This window comes from Sphingobacterium chungjuense (genome assembly GCF_011316935.1).
GTDB lineage: Bacteria > Bacteroidota > Bacteroidia > Sphingobacteriales > Sphingobacteriaceae > Sphingobacterium > Sphingobacterium chungjuense.
The window spans coordinates 268,105-284,031 of record NZ_WLYS01000004.1 but is presented as its reverse complement, the minus strand read 5'-3'; the positions used below and the strand labels follow the sequence as shown (position 1 = coordinate 284,031).

General features: G+C 42.9%; 17 protein-coding genes. 1 reads left to right on the top strand and 16 read right to left on the bottom strand.

Going from position 1 to position 15,927, the window contains the following annotated elements; all coding sequences use genetic code 11:
- Positions 1-24 precede the first annotated feature (24 nt).
- The 16 genes from GKO22_RS11875 to GKO22_RS11800 form a co-directional block, all read right to left on the bottom strand.
- Positions 25-1,491, bottom strand: a complete 1,467-nt coding sequence (locus tag GKO22_RS11875) for an ATP-binding cassette domain-containing protein (RefSeq protein ID WP_166335302.1) — start codon at positions 1,489-1,491, stop codon at positions 25-27.
- Positions 1,484-2,083 carry a 3-isopropylmalate dehydratase small subunit gene (gene leuD / locus GKO22_RS11870; protein WP_166335300.1) on the bottom strand — a complete coding sequence of 200 codons (600 nt, stop codon included), beginning with the start codon at positions 2,081-2,083 and terminating at the stop codon, positions 1,484-1,486. The genes GKO22_RS11875 and leuD overlap by 8 nt, the downstream gene beginning before the upstream one ends.
- A 77-nt stretch (positions 2,084-2,160) precedes the next feature.
- The gene (locus tag GKO22_RS11865) at positions 2,161-2,658 is read right to left on the bottom strand and encodes a PEGA domain-containing protein (RefSeq protein WP_166335298.1); all 498 of its coding nucleotides are present in this window, start codon (positions 2,656-2,658) and stop codon (positions 2,161-2,163) included.
- Positions 2,659-2,773: 115 nt separating this feature from the next.
- Positions 2,774-4,201 carry a 3-isopropylmalate dehydratase large subunit gene (gene leuC / locus GKO22_RS11860; protein WP_166335297.1) on the bottom strand — a complete coding sequence of 476 codons (1,428 nt, stop codon included), beginning with the start codon at positions 4,199-4,201 and terminating at the stop codon, positions 2,774-2,776.
- Positions 4,202-4,320: 119 nt separating this feature from the next.
- Positions 4,321-5,802, bottom strand: a complete 1,482-nt coding sequence (ilvC, locus tag GKO22_RS11855) for a ketol-acid reductoisomerase (RefSeq protein WP_166335295.1) — start codon at positions 5,800-5,802, stop codon at positions 4,321-4,323.
- A 36-nt stretch (positions 5,803-5,838) separates the two neighbouring features.
- Complete coding sequence (locus GKO22_RS11850; protein ID WP_166335293.1) at positions 5,839-6,303, bottom strand: DinB family protein; 465 nt, start codon at positions 6,301-6,303, stop codon at positions 5,839-5,841.
- 14 nt (positions 6,304-6,317) lie between these two features.
- The gene (gene ilvN, locus GKO22_RS11845) at positions 6,318-6,908 is read right to left on the bottom strand and encodes an acetolactate synthase small subunit (protein ID WP_116774076.1); all 591 of its coding nucleotides are present in this window, start codon (positions 6,906-6,908) and stop codon (positions 6,318-6,320) included.
- An 80-nt stretch (positions 6,909-6,988) separates the two neighbouring features.
- Positions 6,989-7,225 carry a four helix bundle protein gene (locus tag GKO22_RS16910; protein ID WP_394352161.1) on the bottom strand — a complete coding sequence of 79 codons (237 nt, stop codon included), beginning with the start codon at positions 7,223-7,225 and terminating at the stop codon, positions 6,989-6,991.
- On the bottom strand, positions 7,153-7,362 hold the full coding sequence (locus GKO22_RS16905; RefSeq protein ID WP_166335292.1) for a four helix bundle protein: 210 nt from the start codon (positions 7,360-7,362) through the stop codon (positions 7,153-7,155). Before GKO22_RS16905 ends, GKO22_RS16910 begins: the two co-directional genes overlap by 73 nt.
- A gap of 75 nt (positions 7,363-7,437) precedes the next feature.
- On the bottom strand, positions 7,438-9,174 hold the full coding sequence (gene ilvB, locus GKO22_RS11830; protein WP_166335290.1) for a biosynthetic-type acetolactate synthase large subunit: 1,737 nt from the start codon (positions 9,172-9,174) through the stop codon (positions 7,438-7,440).
- Between the two features lie 33 nt (positions 9,175-9,207).
- The gene (gene ilvD, locus GKO22_RS11825) at positions 9,208-10,908 is read right to left on the bottom strand and encodes a dihydroxy-acid dehydratase (RefSeq protein WP_166335289.1); all 1,701 of its coding nucleotides are present in this window, start codon (positions 10,906-10,908) and stop codon (positions 9,208-9,210) included.
- Positions 10,892-11,782 carry a branched-chain amino acid transaminase gene (locus tag GKO22_RS11820; protein ID WP_166335287.1) on the bottom strand — a complete coding sequence of 297 codons (891 nt, stop codon included), beginning with the start codon at positions 11,780-11,782 and terminating at the stop codon, positions 10,892-10,894. Before GKO22_RS11820 ends, ilvD begins: the two co-directional genes overlap by 17 nt.
- A gap of 374 nt (positions 11,783-12,156) precedes the next feature.
- Positions 12,157-12,399, bottom strand: a complete 243-nt coding sequence (gene atpC / locus GKO22_RS11815) for an ATP synthase F1 subunit epsilon (protein ID WP_166335285.1) — start codon at positions 12,397-12,399, stop codon at positions 12,157-12,159.
- Position 12,400: 1 nt separating this feature from the next.
- Positions 12,401-13,903 (bottom strand): F0F1 ATP synthase subunit beta, encoded by a 1,503-nt coding sequence (gene atpD / locus GKO22_RS11810; protein ID WP_166335283.1) that lies wholly within the window; start codon positions 13,901-13,903, stop codon positions 12,401-12,403.
- 165 nt (positions 13,904-14,068) lie between these two features.
- Positions 14,069-14,440: a fluoride efflux transporter CrcB gene (crcB, locus tag GKO22_RS16900; RefSeq protein WP_166335281.1), complete on the bottom strand. Its 372-nt coding sequence runs from the start codon at positions 14,438-14,440 to the stop codon at positions 14,069-14,071.
- A 29-nt stretch (positions 14,441-14,469) separates the two neighbouring features.
- Positions 14,470-15,063 carry a hypothetical protein gene (locus GKO22_RS11800; RefSeq protein WP_166335279.1) on the bottom strand — a complete coding sequence of 198 codons (594 nt, stop codon included), beginning with the start codon at positions 15,061-15,063 and terminating at the stop codon, positions 14,470-14,472.
- 143 nt (positions 15,064-15,206) lie between these two features.
- On the opposite strand from GKO22_RS11800, the gene GKO22_RS11795 reads away from it, so the two are divergent.
- Positions 15,207-15,923 (top strand): CoA transferase subunit A, encoded by a 717-nt coding sequence (locus GKO22_RS11795; RefSeq protein WP_166335277.1) that lies wholly within the window; start codon positions 15,207-15,209, stop codon positions 15,921-15,923.
- Positions 15,924-15,927 lie beyond the last annotated feature (4 nt).

Sequence of the window (15,927 nt, the reverse complement as noted above, 5' to 3'; positions counted from 1 at the left end):
GTTATGTCGTTACTTGTCGAGTTTCTACGCTCGTTCTTCTAGTATAATTTTGTGTTGTGGTCTAACTATTTTTCCCTTTTCCAATACCAAACGGTGGTCGATGGATTGCGGTAATTGACTTTCGTAATGCCCGACGTAAAGCAACGTTTTGCCATGCTGGCATAATTCATCTACGACGTCGTTGAAATACTGTGTTTGTGTTTGATCCAAACCTTGGCAGGGCTCATCTAATACCAATAATGGTGGGTTTTTGATCACGGTTCTAGCAAGCAATGCCAAACGTTGTTTGCCCAAAGGCAAGGTGCTGAGCAGTTCACTTTTTACGGTATACAGATCAAAAAAATGTAACAGCTCGTCTACTTGTTTCTTTTGCTGAAAAGAGGCCTCTGCATATAAACCGATGCTATCGAAAAAACCCGAAGTGACGGTATGCCATACGGTAGCAGTTTGGTCAAAGTACCAGTGCATTTCAGGTGATATCAATCCGATCTTTTGCTTAATATCCCAGATGCTTTCGCCAGAGCCACGTTGATTGCCAAATAAGCGAATATCTAGCCCGTAAGCTTGCGGATGATCGCCATTGATGAGGCTCAACAACGTCGATTTTCCAGATCCATTGGCGCCTTGGATAACCCATTTGTCGCCCCGATTGACGGTCCAGGAGATATCCTGCAATACGGTTTTGTCGCCATAGCGAACGTGTATGTTGTTGAGCTGAATGATCTGCTCACTGGTTGCTTCGGGTGCTGCTCTTAGAAATTCGGGTAAAGCGCGGGATTGCCGCGGTTTAGCCACGATAAAACCATCTGGACTGGCTACTTCTTTTAATTGACCTGCCTGCACGATCGCGAATGCATTGATGCATTGCGGTAAGTTGACGTCATTCGTCAATAAAATCACCTGTGTTCCTCTTTCAGCTAGTTGGTCAATACACTCGTTTAATGATTTTCTTGATGCTTTATCTAAGCCAGTGTATGGCTCATCTATAATCAAAAGTTGTGGATTGCTCCACAGTGCTTTTACTAATTGTAATTTCTTGTGCTCGCCACTGGAAAGCTCAATCAGTTGCGAATCCATTTGCTCGTCAAAGCCTAATGCTTTCACGTAGGGAAGTGCTTCTGCCAAAGCTCGGTTTTCCTGTTCTGCAAAATGCGCCAATTCGCCAGCTACCGTTCTGGTATCTCGCCCTTGATGGGTATTGTATCGTTGCTGATAATAAAAGTTGCGATCGCCTTCTAAGTTGGTAAACTGATACCAATTGGGTACGTATAATACTGCGGGAGATTTATCAGTCGGTAAATTCAACTCAATCAAGCCCTGATAAGGGATTTGATTGGCCAATGCACGTGCTAAGGTTGTTTTTCCAGAGCCGCTTTCGCCACCAATCGCCCAATGTGTGCCACCCTCATAAGTCCACGCCAAGTCTTGCAACACAGTTTTAGCACCGTATCGTACGCAAAGATCTTGTATGTGAACCCAGGGTTTAGACATAGCTATATGGGCGCGTTTTTTCGAATTCCTCGATTTCTGAACGATGACTCAATATATAATCGATGTCGTCATATCCATTGATCAGACAAGATTTCTTGTACGGGTTGATCTCGAAGGTGAATGATTCATTCGTATCTTGAATAGTCACGGTCTGCGCTTCTAGGTCGACCACCAATTTGGATTCGGGGTTTTTAAACGTAGAGGCAAAGATCTTTTCTAGGAACTCTTCGGTCACTTGAATAGGAAGTACGCCATTGTTCAGCGCGTTACCTTTAAAAATATCAGCGAAGAAAGAGCTGATAACCACATCGAAACCATAATCTTGAATAGCCCAAGCCGCGTGCTCACGGGATGAACCACAACCAAAGTTCTTACCTGCTACCAAGATTTTACCAGCGTAGGTAGCATCATTCATCACGAAATCTGCTTTGGGTTGATTGTCGCCATCAAAGCGCCAGTCGCGGAAGAGGTTGTCGCCAAAGCCTTCGCGCGTCGTTGCTTTTAAGAAACGAGCCGGAATGATTTGATCGGTGTCAATATTTTCAATCGGTAATGGTACTACCGAAGAGTTTAATGTTTCAAATTTTTTCATTTTAATGCAATTTAGGTCATCCTTTAAGGATGACCATTATTTGGTATAAGGCATTACTTTCGAAACGGCCTATATGCTTATTCGTTCAGGATCTTTTCCTTCTCTTTTTCAAATTCTGCTTTCGTGATCACTTCTTCGTCTAACAATTGTTTTAGATCACGTAGTCTTTTCGCTTTTGAATCAGTAACGCTAGTCAACGGTTCATTCTTTTGTGATGATCCATTTACTGGCAAAAGCTCGTAGGTGCGGCTGTCTTTGTATTTCATCGTCCACAAAAACGGGAATAATAAAAATACACCACCAATAATAGCGCCCACATCCGCTTTTTCACTTCTAGAAAATGAAGAATAGAAAGTCTCATAACCCTCTTTCTCTAGTTTTACATCATTTGTAGATCCAACAATCTTCGAATCTTTGTAATCAAATGGTGTATTTCCAACAAACTCATTGTTGATATACAACTTGGCGTTTGATGGATTTGACTGAATCATTGTCTTACTCGCGCAACTAGCAAATAAGATTGATGTAGAGATAGTTACGGCAGTAATTTTTTTAAAAGAATGAATGCTCTTCATTTTTCAGAATTTAATGTTAAATGATAATTTGTGGTTGTTAAATAATTTCCGCCGAATGTACAATTTATTTTTTCAACTAAAACAGACAAACCTATTATCATTATATTATCCTGCATTACTGTATGAATTCTATCGATTCTTCAGATCCTAGAAATTCGCGCACATCTGTAATTTTTCCTGTGATGGCTGCTGCTGCTGCCGTCAACGGGCTTGCTAGCAACGTGCGCGCATTAGGTCCTTGTCTACCTTCGAAGTTTCTATTCGAAGTGGATATACAGTATTTTCCGGCAGGAATTTTATCTTCATTCATCCCCAAACATGCTGAACAGCCCGGCTCGCGTAGAATAAAACCGGCTGCTTCCAATACCTTGTCAATGCCTTCGGCTTTGGCTTGCGCTTCCACTTGCTTCGACCCTGGAACGATCCAGACTTCTACCTGCTCTGCTTTTTGCTTACCGCGCACAAAGTTGGCGACTTCACGCAAATCTTCGATACGAGAGTTGGTACAGCTACCGATAAACACATAGTCGATAGGACGGCCTAAAAGCGGCTGATCGTCTTCGAAACCCATGTAGTTCAATGCTTTTTTGTAAGAAGGGCGTTCGGATTCTGGTTGTGCTTCCGTAGCTGGAATGTGCTCGGTGACACCCATACCCATTCCTGGGTTGGTACCATAGGTCACCATCGGCTCGATATCTTCTGCGGCAAATTCCAATACGGAATCAAACGTGGCATCTTCGTCAGAATACAAGGTTTTCCAGTATGCCAAAGATTCGTCCCATTTCTGATCTTTCGGTGCAAATTCGCGTCCTTTGATGTAATCAAAGGTGATATCATCTGGAGCGATCAATCCACCACGAGCACCCATTTCGATACTCATGTTGCAGATTGTCATCCGTGCTTCCATGCTAAGCGCGCGAATAGCGGAACCGGCGTATTCAATGAAATAACCTGTACCACCTGCAGCCGAAATCTTGGCAATAATATATAGAATAATGTCTTTAGCACCTACACCTGGCTGTAAAGTGCCATTGACCTCGATTTTCATCGTTTTTGGCGCTTGTTGCAACAAGCACTGCGTAGCAAAAACTTGCTCTACTTGTGATGTTCCGATTCCGAAAGCAATCGCACCAAAAGCGCCATGCGTAGACGTATGGCTATCGCCACATACCATCGTTTTTCCGGGTAAAGTAATACCCAACTCAGGACCAATTACGTGTACAATTCCTTGGAAAGGATGGCCTAATCCGTAAAGCTCCACCCCAAATTCGCTGGTGTTTTTGCTCAACATATCGACCTGATATCTGGATAATTCCTCTTTAATCGGTAGGTGCTGATCGATCGTAGGTACATTGTGATCGGCGGTAGCCACCGTCTGATTCGGTCTGAACACCGGTAAATTGCGCTTGCGTAATCCGTCGAAAGCCTGCGGCGAAGTTACCTCATGGATGAGGTGCGTATCGATGTACAGGATGTCTGGAAAACCTTCTTGCCGTTTCACAACGTGCGCGTCCCAAATTTTTTCTACTAATGTTTTTCCCATTATGCTCTCTCTCAAATTGTGGTATTATGGATACGGGTCAAATTGACATATCGTCAATTTGACCCGTGATATGTCTATCAAAATTACGAAAATTTTAATGGATTATCCTGTTTTTGCTATTACGCGGTTTTAATCGTTTTCATCGCCTTCATTGCTTTACGTAGTTCGCGTCCAACGACTTCCACCGGGTGGTTACGCAATTTTTCGTTGATCGATACCAACTTCGAATTGTCTACTGCGCCGTCCTTGCCATCGTTGAAGTTCTTTCCAACGACTTCTGTATCTACTGTTCTCATGAAGTCAGTCAATAAGGGTTTACACGCTTGATCGAACAGGTAACATCCGTATTCTGCGGTATCAGAAATTACGCGGTTCATTTCGAACAATTTCTTGCGAGCGATGGTGTTAGCGATCAATGGTGTTTCGTGCAATGATTCGTAATAAGCACTTTCTGGTTTAATACCTGCTTGTACCATTACTTCGAATGCCAACTCTACACCGGCACGTACAAAAGCCACCATCAACGTGTAGTTGTCAAAGTATTCTTGCTCATTGATCTGTACATCACCAGCTGGCGTTTTTTCAAAAGCTGTTTCGCCCGTTTCTGCACGCCATTTCAATAGGTTGACATCGTCGTTTGCCCAGTCTTCCATCATGGTTTTGCTGAATTCGCCCGACATGATGTCGTCTTGGTGTTTTTCGAACAATGGACGCATGATATCTTTTAGCTCTTCAGATAATTCGAATGCTTTTACTTTCGCCGGGTTGCTCAAACGATCCAACATACCGCTTACACCACCGTGTTTCAAGGCTTCGGTGATTACTTCTACACCGTATTGGACCAATTTAGAAGCATATCCGGCATCGATTCCTTTTTCAACCATTTTGTCAAAAGATAGGATAGAACCTGTTTGTAGCAATCCACATAGGATGGTTTGCTCGCCCATCAAATCCGATTTTACTTCGGCTACGAAAGAAGATTTCAATACGCCTGCTTTATGTCCACCAGTGCCCACACAGTAAGCTTTTGCTTCTGCCCATCCTTTTCCTTGTGGATCGTTTTCTGGGTGAACCGCAATGAGCGTAGGAACACCAAAACCGCGCAAGAACTCAGCACGTACTTCAGATCCTGGAGATTTAGGAGCAACCATGATCACGGTCAAATCTTTACGTACTTGCAATCCTTCTTCTACGATGTTGAAACCATGAGAATAAGACAAAGTAGCACCTTCTTTCATCAAAGGCTGTACGGCATCAACTACGTTAGTATGTTGCTTGTCTGGTGTCAAGTTGATCACAAGATCTGCCGAAGGAATCAATTCCTCATACGTACCTACTGCAAAGTTGTTGTCTGTTGCATTTTTCCAAGAATCTCTTTTTTGTTCGATGGCCTCCTTACGCAGGGCGTAAGAAACATCTAAACCACTATCGCGAAGATTCAAACCTTGATTCAAACCTTGTGCACCAGCACCCACAATGACGATTTTTTTACCTTTTAATGCTTCGACGCCATCGGTGAAAGCGCTAGCATCTAAAAATTCTGCTTGTCCTAATTGGGTTAACTGCTCTCTGAGCGATAGGGTATTAAAGTAATTTGCCATTTTTATGTATTTATATTTTTTTGATATCTATTGCGGTTATTTAATTAATCTTTTCTGGGCGGTGGCGTAGCCAAAATGCCAATTGTCGTGACCAACCGTCGTAGCGATCACTTCTTCAATCGTGTTTAATGTGACTTTGTACGTGCTGGTTTCAAAGGATTGAAAATTAGCAAATACGCCCGCTTTGTAATCACGCTGTATGGTATCTATCGTATCTATTGCTAGCTTCTTTAAAGCATCTACTTCGGCCTGATCTACCACATACGTTGGTACGGTGCCTTTGGCATAAGCTGATAGGTATTGGATCTGACTGGTATCTGGGCGAACGCCTGAACGAGCGTAGCACAAACCTTGCGTGGATACGACGATATGTCCAAAATTCCAAATAATGTTATTGTTGTAACCTGCCGGAATTTCGTTAAGCTGTTCCAACGATAGCGTATCTAAAAGCGCAATAAATGCCCGTCTTGCATCGCGAATAAACTGGAATACTTCTGTCATGTCTATTTTGGAGATTACATGGTGAAAACCTCGTCCTGCTGATCTAGGAATTCATTTTCCACGACATCAGGTGATGGTTCTTGTTGTTCAAACTCTTTCAGTTTCTGGTGGAAACCAGCGCTTTCTTTGATGATCGCAATACGAGCACCGCGCACAAACTCGATCAAATTGTATTTAGTGAGTTCTGCCGTTAAGCGGTCGATTTCCTCGCGATGTCCAGCTGTCTCGAAGACGATGTAGTCATTGCGGATCACAACGGCGCTTGCGCCATACTGACGTAGTAAGCGCTCAACGTAGGCTTTCTCAGCGATCACGTCAGCAGGTACTTTATACAAAGCTTGCTCTTGCCATACCAATTCATCGTTAGTATTGTAGTACGCCTTCAATACTTCGACTTGCTTTTCGATCTGACGACATAGTTTGCGCACCACTTCTTCGCTTTCGCTAATGACGATCGTAAAGCGGTGAATGCCTTCCACTTCAGAAGGGGAGGTGTTCAGACTTTCGATATTGATCTTGCGTCGAGAGAAGATCGTGGATATACGTCCGATCATCCCAATGGAATTCTCGGTGTACAGGGTGATGGTATATTCTTGCTTTTCCATTTTGTGTTAATTAAGAAGAGTGAAGTCAGAAGTGAGAATTTAGAAGTGAGAAAGCCTTTTCTAACTTCTATATTTTAACGCTAACTTTTAACTTCTAATTTCTTAGTCCTTACTATTATTGCTACTAATATTCTTATAAGCTCATCCGTTTCTTTCAGTAAGGAGTTTATATCTTCTGATTGTTCCTCTAGTACTAATGTTTCCTTAATAAGTTTTAACCAATATTCTGTCTCGTTGGCTGACTTTAGATGTGGAACTTTAGAAAGTCGTTTTTCGAAGAGCCTGCTTTGCCTTCTGTTATACTCGCACCAACAGATGTAGCACTTCTTATCAATTGATCGAATAGGGAGTGATAGATAAGGTCAAATTTGAAGTTCTTGACAAACAAAACCACACTTTTGGAAAATTCAAAAGTCCGTTCTTTAATGTCATATATCTTCCTTTCGTTATCCACTTCTAACTTCCTACTTCTAATTTCCTACTTCTAACTTCCTACTTCTAACTTCCTACTTCCTACTTCTAACTTCTTTTACTTCAACCGTATTTCTGAAACTGATGTGCCCTGAGCGACCATAGGGAAAACATTGTTTTCCTTGCCCACCATGACTTCTAGTAAGTAAGCACCATCATGATCCAACATCGTTTTCAGCGCCGTTTTAAGATCTTTACGTTCTGAAATCTTGTTGCCGTCAATGTAGTATCCTTTGGCTACTGCGACGAAATCTGGACTGGTAATGTCTACAAACGAGTAGCGTTTCTGATGGAAGAGCTGTTGCCATTGGCGCACCATACCCAGAAACTCATTGTTCAAGATCAAGATCTTCACTTTTGCGCCGAATTGCATAATGGTGCCTAGTTCCTGAATCGTCATTTGGATACCGCCATCGCCGATAATAGCGACCACATCGCGATGCGGTGCACCATACCAAGCGCCAATAGCAGCTGGCAAACCAAATCCCATCGTTCCTAAACCACCCGAAGTGACATTAGATCTGCTCGAGTTAAATTTAGCATAACGGCAAGTCACCATTTGATGCTGGCCTACATCGGTTACGATAATCGCATCGCCGTTGGTCAGTTCATTTAAGGTTTTAAGCACTTCGCCCATCGTCATGATGTCTGTCGTTGGGTTCAGTTCATCTTGGATCACTTCCTTGATTTCTTCCTTTTCCAGTTCGCGGAATTGGGCTACCCAAGCGCTATGATCATTTTGTTGCAGCAGCGCAGTAAGGGCAGGCAGCGTTTCTTTACAATCTCCCCAAACGGGTACCGCTGTCTTGACGTTTTTATCTATCTCGGCGGGGTCGATGTCCAAGTGTACGATCTTCGCTTGCTTCGCGTATTTGTCTAATCTACCTGTTACGCGGTCATCGAAACGCATACCAATTGCAATCAACACATCGCATTCGTTCGTCATGACGTTGGGCGCATAATTACCATGCATACCCAACATGCCCACATTAAGAGGATGTTCTGTCTCCAATGCGCTTAATCCCATCACAGTCCAAGCAGCTGGGAAACCTCCTTTTTCAATGAATGCTTTGAACTCAGCTTCGGCTTCGCCTAATATCACCCCTTGTCCGAAAAGCACAAATGGTTTTTTCGCTTGGTTAATGACCTCGGCAGCTTGTGTGATGTATTCATTACGAACTACTGGTTTTGGCCGATAGCTGCGAATATGGTTACATTTAGTATAGCCCAAGAAGTCAAACAACTGGAGTTGCGCATTCTTGGTGATATCCACCAAGACTGGGCCCGGACGGCCTGTTCTGGCAATATAAAATGCTTTCGCCATTACTTCCGGAATCTCAGTTGCATCGGTTACTTGGTAATTCCACTTAGTCACTGGTGTCGTGATGTTGATCACGTCCGTTTCTTGAAAAGCGTCGGTACCTAACAAGGCCGCAAATACTTGTCCAGTCACACAGACAATCGGATTACTGTCAATCATGGCATCTGCCAGTCCTGTTACAAGATTAGTAGCGCCAGGACCACTGGTCGCGAATGCCACACCCACTTTTCCTGAAGTGCGTGCATAACCTTGTGCGGCATGAATGCCACCTTGCTCATGACGGACGAGAATATGTTTCAATTTCTCGCTATAATCATACAAGGCATCGTAGATCGGCATAATTGCGCCACCCGGATAACCGAAAATGGTATCTACGCCTTCTTGAAGCAAAGCTTCTAAGACAGCTTGCGAACCACTCAATTGGGTCGCCGTTACCGTTTCTTTTTCTAACTGCGTTTTTTCTAATGTGCTCATGATATATTCCGCGTAAAGGGTGATTCGACGTGCTTAAAGATCTGTTACACAGCCTTCGGAAGCGTCAGCCACCGTTTTTGCATATTTATATAATACTCCTTTGGATACTTTTAATGCTGGTTGTTGCCATCTGGCACGACGAGCAGCTATTTCCTCGTCAGATAATGATACATTGATGGTGTTATTGACAGCATCAATTACGATGTGGTCATTATCTTCGATCAAACCGATCAATCCACCGGCATAGGATTCTGGTGTAATATGACCCACCACAAAACCATGCGTACCACCAGAGAAACGACCATCGGTGATCAATGCGACCGATTTACCCAAGCCTGCACCAATAATAGCAGAAGTAGGCTTCAACATTTCGGGCATACCTGGCGCTCCTTTTGGTCCTGCATTGGTAATCACGACTACGTCGCCTTGTTTCACGCGACCAGAAGAGATACCCTGAATCAGGTTTTGCTCGCCATCGAAAACGCGTGCTGGTCCTTCGAAGCGTTCGCCTTCTTTACCCGATATTTTGGCTACAGAACCTTTTTCGGCAATATTTCCGTACAAGATTTGTAAGTGACCCGTCGCTTTGATTGGATCAGATAATGGGCGGATAATCGGTTGATTGTAATCGATGATCGATTTTACGTCCGCTAAGTTTTCCGCTACCGTTTTTCCGGTTACGGTGAGGCAATCACCATGGATCAATCCTTCGTCCAATAAGTAACGCATCACGGCTGGCGTACCGCCATATTGATGCAAATCTTGCATCAAATATTTTCCACTAGGCTTGAAATCGGCTAACACAGGCGTTTCATTGCTCATGCGCTGAAAGTCATCTTGCGTAATATCGACACCGATCGCTTTACCGATCGCAATGAAGTGCAATACCGCATTGGTACTACCACCCAATATGACGATGCTACGTATGGCATTTTCAAACGCTTTGCGCGTCATGATATCGGAAGGCTTAATGTCTTTTTCCAATAGAATACGAATGTATTTTCCAGCTTCCAGACATTCTTGTTTTTTCTCCTCACTCACTGCAGGATTGGAAGCAGAGTACGGAAGACTCATTCCCAAAGCTTCAATAGCAGAAGCCATGGTGTTTGCCGTGTACATACCGCCACAAGCGCCAGCGCCTGGACAGGTGTGTTTGATCACACCTTCGTAATCTTCGTCCGAAATGTTGCCACAGATTTTCTGACCTAAGGCTTCAAATGCGGATACGATATTCAGTTCCTCGCCTTTATAATGGCCAGGAGCAATCGTACCACCATACACCATCAAAGAAGGACGATCCAATCTTGCCATCGCCATGATCGCGCCGGGCATATTTTTATCACAACCGGGGATCGCGATCACGCCATCATAATATTGACCACCACAAATGGTTTCAATACTGTCTGCGATGACATCGCGGCTCACTAAAGAGTAGCGCATGCCATCTGTTCCATTGCTCATACCATCACTAACCCCGATGGTATTGAATATCAATCCTACTAAATCTTCGGACCAAACGCCTTTCTTAACCTCTTTTGCGAGGTCGTTCAAGTGCATGTTACAGGTGTTGCCATCATATCCCATGCTAGCAATACCGACTTGTGCCTTCGCCATGTCCTGATCGGTCAATCCAATCCCGTAAAGCATCGCTTTAGCGGCTGGTTGTGTGGCGTCTTGTGTAAAGATGCGGCTATATCTGTTTAACGTGTTTTCGTTGTCAGATGATGACTTCATAATTCTCTTGCTCTAATACTAATTTTTTGTACGTACGTTGTATGGATGAACCTATCGTGTGTTCCCAATCTTCCGGATAGGTCGTTTCGTCAATTTGTTTAATCCCAATAATACCTGCTGCGGTGCCACATAAGAAGGCGCTATCCGCACTATAGACATCCTCGACAGTCAGTCGTTTTTCGATTACCTCAAAGTTTAGACCTTTGCAGATATCCATCACCGTTTGGCGCGTTATTCCCGGAAATACGTTTGCCATCGGCGGGGTATATAATTTGTAATCTTTCTCTATAAATAGGTTTTCGCTGGATGCTTGTGCCACAAAACCATCTTGATCTAGCATTAGCGCTTCGTCAAAGCCTTTACGAATGGCATCACTCGTAGCACGAATCGCATTGATGTACTGACCCGAAATCTTGGCATCGATCTGGAAAGATTTTGGATGTGGTCTACGAATATCGGAAAGACAAACTTTGAGCAAATTCTGACCTAAGAATGGACCCCATTCCCAAGCGGCAATAACAATACTGGAGTTGGCCGCAGATGTCAGGTGCATGTTTGACCCCGAAAATACTAAGGGACGAATGTATGCAGCACGCATATTGTTTTTTGCCAGCAACTCGTAGGTCTGCTCAATCAGTTCGCGTGTAGACCAAGGAAAAGGCAAATTAATCGCTTCGCAAGAAGTGCGTAGTCGATCAAAGTGAGCATCCGCCTTAAACATACGAACACCATTGTGTGTACTGTATGCTCGTAGTCCTTCGAAAGCACCATAACCATAGTGCAAGGCTTGCCCGAAGAAGTCCGTGCCTGCTTCGTTGGCCTTTACAAATTCGCCATCTAGAAAAATGTACGTGTCTTGATTATAATACTGCATAGCTTTCCCGATTTTGTTTTCCTCTGTCTGGTATCATCACAACAGAGAGACAGGTCTTCTCTTTTTGTTTCTGTAAGATAAAGCGAATCCATTTTTAAAGCAATAGCGTGTATTCAAATTTTAAAAAAGTTTTTTATTCTGAATTTTAAGATTTAAAGTTTTTTTATTCTGTAATATAGCTATTTTTTTAAATTATAATTTGGATTAAGGTAGACTAATATTAAAATTAGTCTACCCTTGCGGAAATCAAATATTTTGCTAGGCTACCAATTTTCTGCCTAAAATGAGTGATTTGCCGATCTAGGTTATAAAAAAAGCCTCTTAAAACATATTGTTTTAAGAGGCCTATTTCTAAGGTGATTGTAAAAGTCTACCTAGCGTATTCCTTCGGCCAAGACGGTAATAATATTGTCTTTGGCTTCTACAACGCCACCTTTGATTTGGAATACTTCTTCCGATGTACCCGTATTAATGATTACTTTACCATCTTCCAATGTAGATACGATAGCAGCGTGATCTTTCAAAATTTGAAAAGAACCAGCACTACCAGGTACGGTAACGGCTGTTACATCGCCTTCGTATGCTAACTTATCGGGAGTTATGATTGTTAATTTCATATTAAACAGCTTCAGCTATTAGTTTTTTACCTTTTTCAATAGCCTCTTCAATGGTACCTACCAAGTTGAAAGATGCTTCTGGATACTCATCTACTTCACCATCAATGATCATGTTGAAACCTTTGATAGTGTCTTTGATATCTACCAATACACCTTTAAGACCCGTAAATTGCTCTGCTACGTGGAAAGGTTGCGACAAGAAACGTTGTACACGACGAGCACGGGTTACCGTCAATTTATCTTCGTCAGACAACTCATCCATACCTAAGATGGCAATGATATCTTGTAGTTCTTTGTAACGCTGCAAAATCTCTTTTACACGTTGTGCGGTATTGTAGTGCTCATCGCCTAATACTGCTGGAGACAAGATTCTTGAAGTAGAATCTAATGGATCTACCGCAGGATAGATACCTAACTCTGCAATCTTACGAGACAATACCGTAGTCGCATCTAAGTGGGCAAACGTAGTCGCTGGCGCAGGGTCCGTTAAGTCATCGGCAGGAACGTAAACCGCTTGTACCGAAGTAATAGATCCATTTTTAGTAGAGGTAATACGCTCTTGCATCAATCCCATCTCTGTTGCCAACGTTGGTTGGTAACCTACTGCTGAAGGCATACGGCCTAATAGAGCAGATACTTCAGAACCTGCTTGTGTAAAACGGAAGATGTTGTCGATAAAGAAAAGAACGTCACGACCTTGACCTTCGCCTTCACCATCACGGAAATATTCTGCAATCGTAAGACCTGAAAGGGCTACACGTGCACGCGCACCAGGAGGCTCATTCATTTGTCCGAATACGAAAGTACATTTAGAATCTTTCATCAATTCGTGATCGACTTGATCCAAAGGCCACTGACCTTTTTCCATACCTTCCATGAAGTGATCGCCATATTTGATAATGCCTGATTCAAGCATCTCGCGCAATAAGTCATTTCCTTCACGTGTACGCTCACCAACACCCGCAAATACAGATAGACCACCGTGTCCTTTTGCAATGTTGTTGATCAATTCTTGAATCAATACAGTTTTACCTACACCGGCACCACCGAACAATCCAATTTTACCACCTTTCGCATAAGGCTCTAGTAAGTCAATTACTTTAATACCTGTAAATAATACTTCCGTTTCTGTCGAAAGATCTTCGAAACGTGGAGGTACATTGTGGATACTGCGACCATTTTCTTTGTCGACGTTCTGGATACCATCAATAGCATCACCGACAACATTGAATACGCGGCCTTTAATACTTTCTCCAATAGGCATTTTGATTGGCGCTCCGGTATCAACTACTTGCATACCACGAACCAAACCTTCCGTAGCATCCATTGCGATAGTACGAACACGTTCTTCACCTAAGTGTTTTTGAACTTCCAAAACTACACGCTGACCATTCTCTTTCTCAATGTAAAGAGCGTCAAAAATTTTAGGAAGATTTTCATTGTCGGCGAAGTTGACGTCAACAACAGGGCCGATAATCTGCGCTATTTTACCAATATTGGGCATATTAATAGGACTAAATATAATTATTCATTCATATACAGCCACTTCTGTCGTGGTGTATTTTGGTTTGCAAAAATAGCTTTTATCCATTGAAAACCAAAACATAAAAAAAGAAATTAGCGCATATAGTCTAGTAGACGAAAAACGACTACTACAGTGGCTGTTAGGCTAGGAGGTGACAATGAAACCAAGCCATATCGCTAAAAGGCTAACCAAGATACTACTGAGTATATATGTGATTGCCGTGAGGACATGGCCAGATTGTAACAACGATAGATTTTCCGCGGTAAAGGCAGAAAAAGTGGTAAAGCCTCCGCAAAAGCCAGTCATCAAAAATAGACGCCATTCTGGTACATGCCCTGTTTGCTGATTGAAGGTTGATAATATTAGCCCAGCGAAAAATGAACCAATCACGTTGACCGTAAGGGTGCCCCAAGGAAAAGGAGTTGTAACAATGCGGCTGACGCCTTGCGAAATAAGAAAGCGGAGGACGCTCCCTGCACCTCCGCCTATTCCGATAAGTAGCAGTGTACGCCACATAATCTTGTTTTGATCTGCTTGGTAGCAGGTTAAGAATTTCGTTTCAGTTGTTCATCGAGTAGTTGCCGCTTTAGCAATTGCTCTTTCTCCATCGATTTCTTTTTGAAAGACTGTAATTCGTCCTGCAACTCATGTACGGTCTTCTGGTGCTCTACCGTATCGATTTTAGATTTCTTGAAAGCGAAGAAACTAGCAATAAAAGCGATTGCAAATACACAAATCAAGACCCAAACGATCGTGTGGTATGTGCTTTTCTGAAAATCGATGCCCAGAAAAGAGATGCTGTCAGTGCGATCGCGCTCTACCCGTAGCTCGCCTTCTAAGGTACTTACCGAGTCACGCAGACTCTGTGTGGTCGCTATCGATGATGAGCTAGCTTCCGTTATTTTTGCTATTTCACCTCTTAAGTGATTGATTGTGTCAGCAGTATTTTTCCGAAGAATTTCCAGATTTGTTTTTCGAATAAGTTTCGTGTCGGCATCCTGACTACGTGATAGCGTGTTGATAAAGTAAAACTGGGAATCAATAGCGCCTTTCAATGCATAGGGCAGCATCGGCCTGTTCTGTCCAAATGAGAAGGAAATGCAAAAGAGAAGGGCTGTAGTTAGAAATGCTTTGAACATAATTCGATAAAACTTTTTGAGGTTTCTGTGTATGATAAAGTCAATTTTAGTCATAATATTGAACATAAACAAGATTTCTGTTCAGAAATAGATCCTGTTTTCATACCTTTATTAAGGTTTTTAACTCCAGAATTATAAACTTTATGATAGATAAAACGGTGTCAAGTGCGCTTGAGGCCATCTCCGATGTGCAATCAGGAATGACAATTGCTGTCGGTGGTTTTGGTCTTTGCGGAATCCCAGAAAATTTAATTCAAGCATTGATAGATCGCCAAGTGGTCGATCTGACTTGCATTAGTAATAATGCTGGTGTAGATGATTTTGGTCTTGGTTTATTGCTTCAACGCAAGCAGATTAAAAAGATGATTGCATCGTACGTAGGCGAAAACGCGGAGTTCGAACGGCAAATGTTGAGTGGCGAATTGGAAGTAGAATTGATCCCGCAAGGTACGCTGGCAACGCGACTGATGGCAGGCGGATACGGAATGCCGGTCATTTACACGCCTACAGGAGTAGGAACAGAGGTGGCAGAAGGCAAAGAAGTCCGCAAGTTTACCTTCCACGGAGTGGAAAAGGACTATTTGATGGAACATGCCTTTGAACCGGATTTTGCTTTGGTGAAGGCGTGGAGAGGAGATCGGATGGGTAATCTTGTTTTCCGCGGTACAGCCAACAATTTCAATCACGCAATGGCGATGTGTGGCAAGATCACGATCGCAGAGGTAGAAGAGTTGGTCGAGCCAGGCGAATTAGATCCTAATTATATTCATACGCCGGGGATTTACGTGAGTCGTATTTTTCAAGGAGAACTATACGAAAAGCGAATAGAACAACGTACATACAGCACAAAAGAAAGTTAACAAC

What these genes read in the sequence shown, in the direction of transcription:
- GKO22_RS11865 (WP_166335298.1), bottom strand. Translation starts at nt 2,658, where the DNA reads ATGAAGAGCATTCATTCTTTTAAAAAAATTACTGCCGTAACTATCTCT.
- ilvC (WP_166335295.1), bottom strand. Translation starts at nt 5,802, where the DNA reads ATGGCAAATTACTTTAATACCCTATCGCTCAGAGAGCAGTTAACCCAA.
- leuC (WP_166335297.1), bottom strand. Translation starts at nt 4,201, where the DNA reads ATGGGAAAAACATTAGTAGAAAAAATTTGGGACGCGCACGTTGTGAAA.
- GKO22_RS11800 (WP_166335279.1), bottom strand. Translation starts at nt 15,063, where the DNA reads ATGTTCAAAGCATTTCTAACTACAGCCCTTCTCTTTTGCATTTCCTTC.
- GKO22_RS11850 (WP_166335293.1), bottom strand. Translation starts at nt 6,303, where the DNA reads ATGACAGAAGTATTCCAGTTTATTCGCGATGCAAGACGGGCATTTATT.
- ilvN (WP_116774076.1), bottom strand. Translation starts at nt 6,908, where the DNA reads ATGGAAAAGCAAGAATATACCATCACCCTGTACACCGAGAATTCCATT.
- GKO22_RS11795 (WP_166335277.1), top strand. Translation starts at nt 15,207, where the DNA reads ATGATAGATAAAACGGTGTCAAGTGCGCTTGAGGCCATCTCCGATGTG.
- atpD (WP_166335283.1), bottom strand. Translation starts at nt 13,903, where the DNA reads ATGCCCAATATTGGTAAAATAGCGCAGATTATCGGCCCTGTTGTTGAC.
- crcB (WP_166335281.1), bottom strand. Translation starts at nt 14,440, where the DNA reads ATGTGGCGTACACTGCTACTTATCGGAATAGGCGGAGGTGCAGGGAGC.
- ilvD (WP_166335289.1), bottom strand. Translation starts at nt 10,908, where the DNA reads ATGAAGTCATCATCTGACAACGAAAACACGTTAAACAGATATAGCCGC.
- GKO22_RS11875 (WP_166335302.1), bottom strand. Translation starts at nt 1,491, where the DNA reads ATGTCTAAACCCTGGGTTCACATACAAGATCTTTGCGTACGATACGGT.
- ilvB (WP_166335290.1), bottom strand. Translation starts at nt 9,174, where the DNA reads ATGAGCACATTAGAAAAAACGCAGTTAGAAAAAGAAACGGTAACGGCG.
- atpC (WP_166335285.1), bottom strand. Translation starts at nt 12,399, where the DNA reads ATGAAATTAACAATCATAACTCCCGATAAGTTAGCATACGAAGGCGAT.
- leuD (WP_166335300.1), bottom strand. Translation starts at nt 2,083, where the DNA reads ATGAAAAAATTTGAAACATTAAACTCTTCGGTAGTACCATTACCGATT.
- GKO22_RS11820 (WP_166335287.1), bottom strand. Translation starts at nt 11,782, where the DNA reads ATGCAGTATTATAATCAAGACACGTACATTTTTCTAGATGGCGAATTT.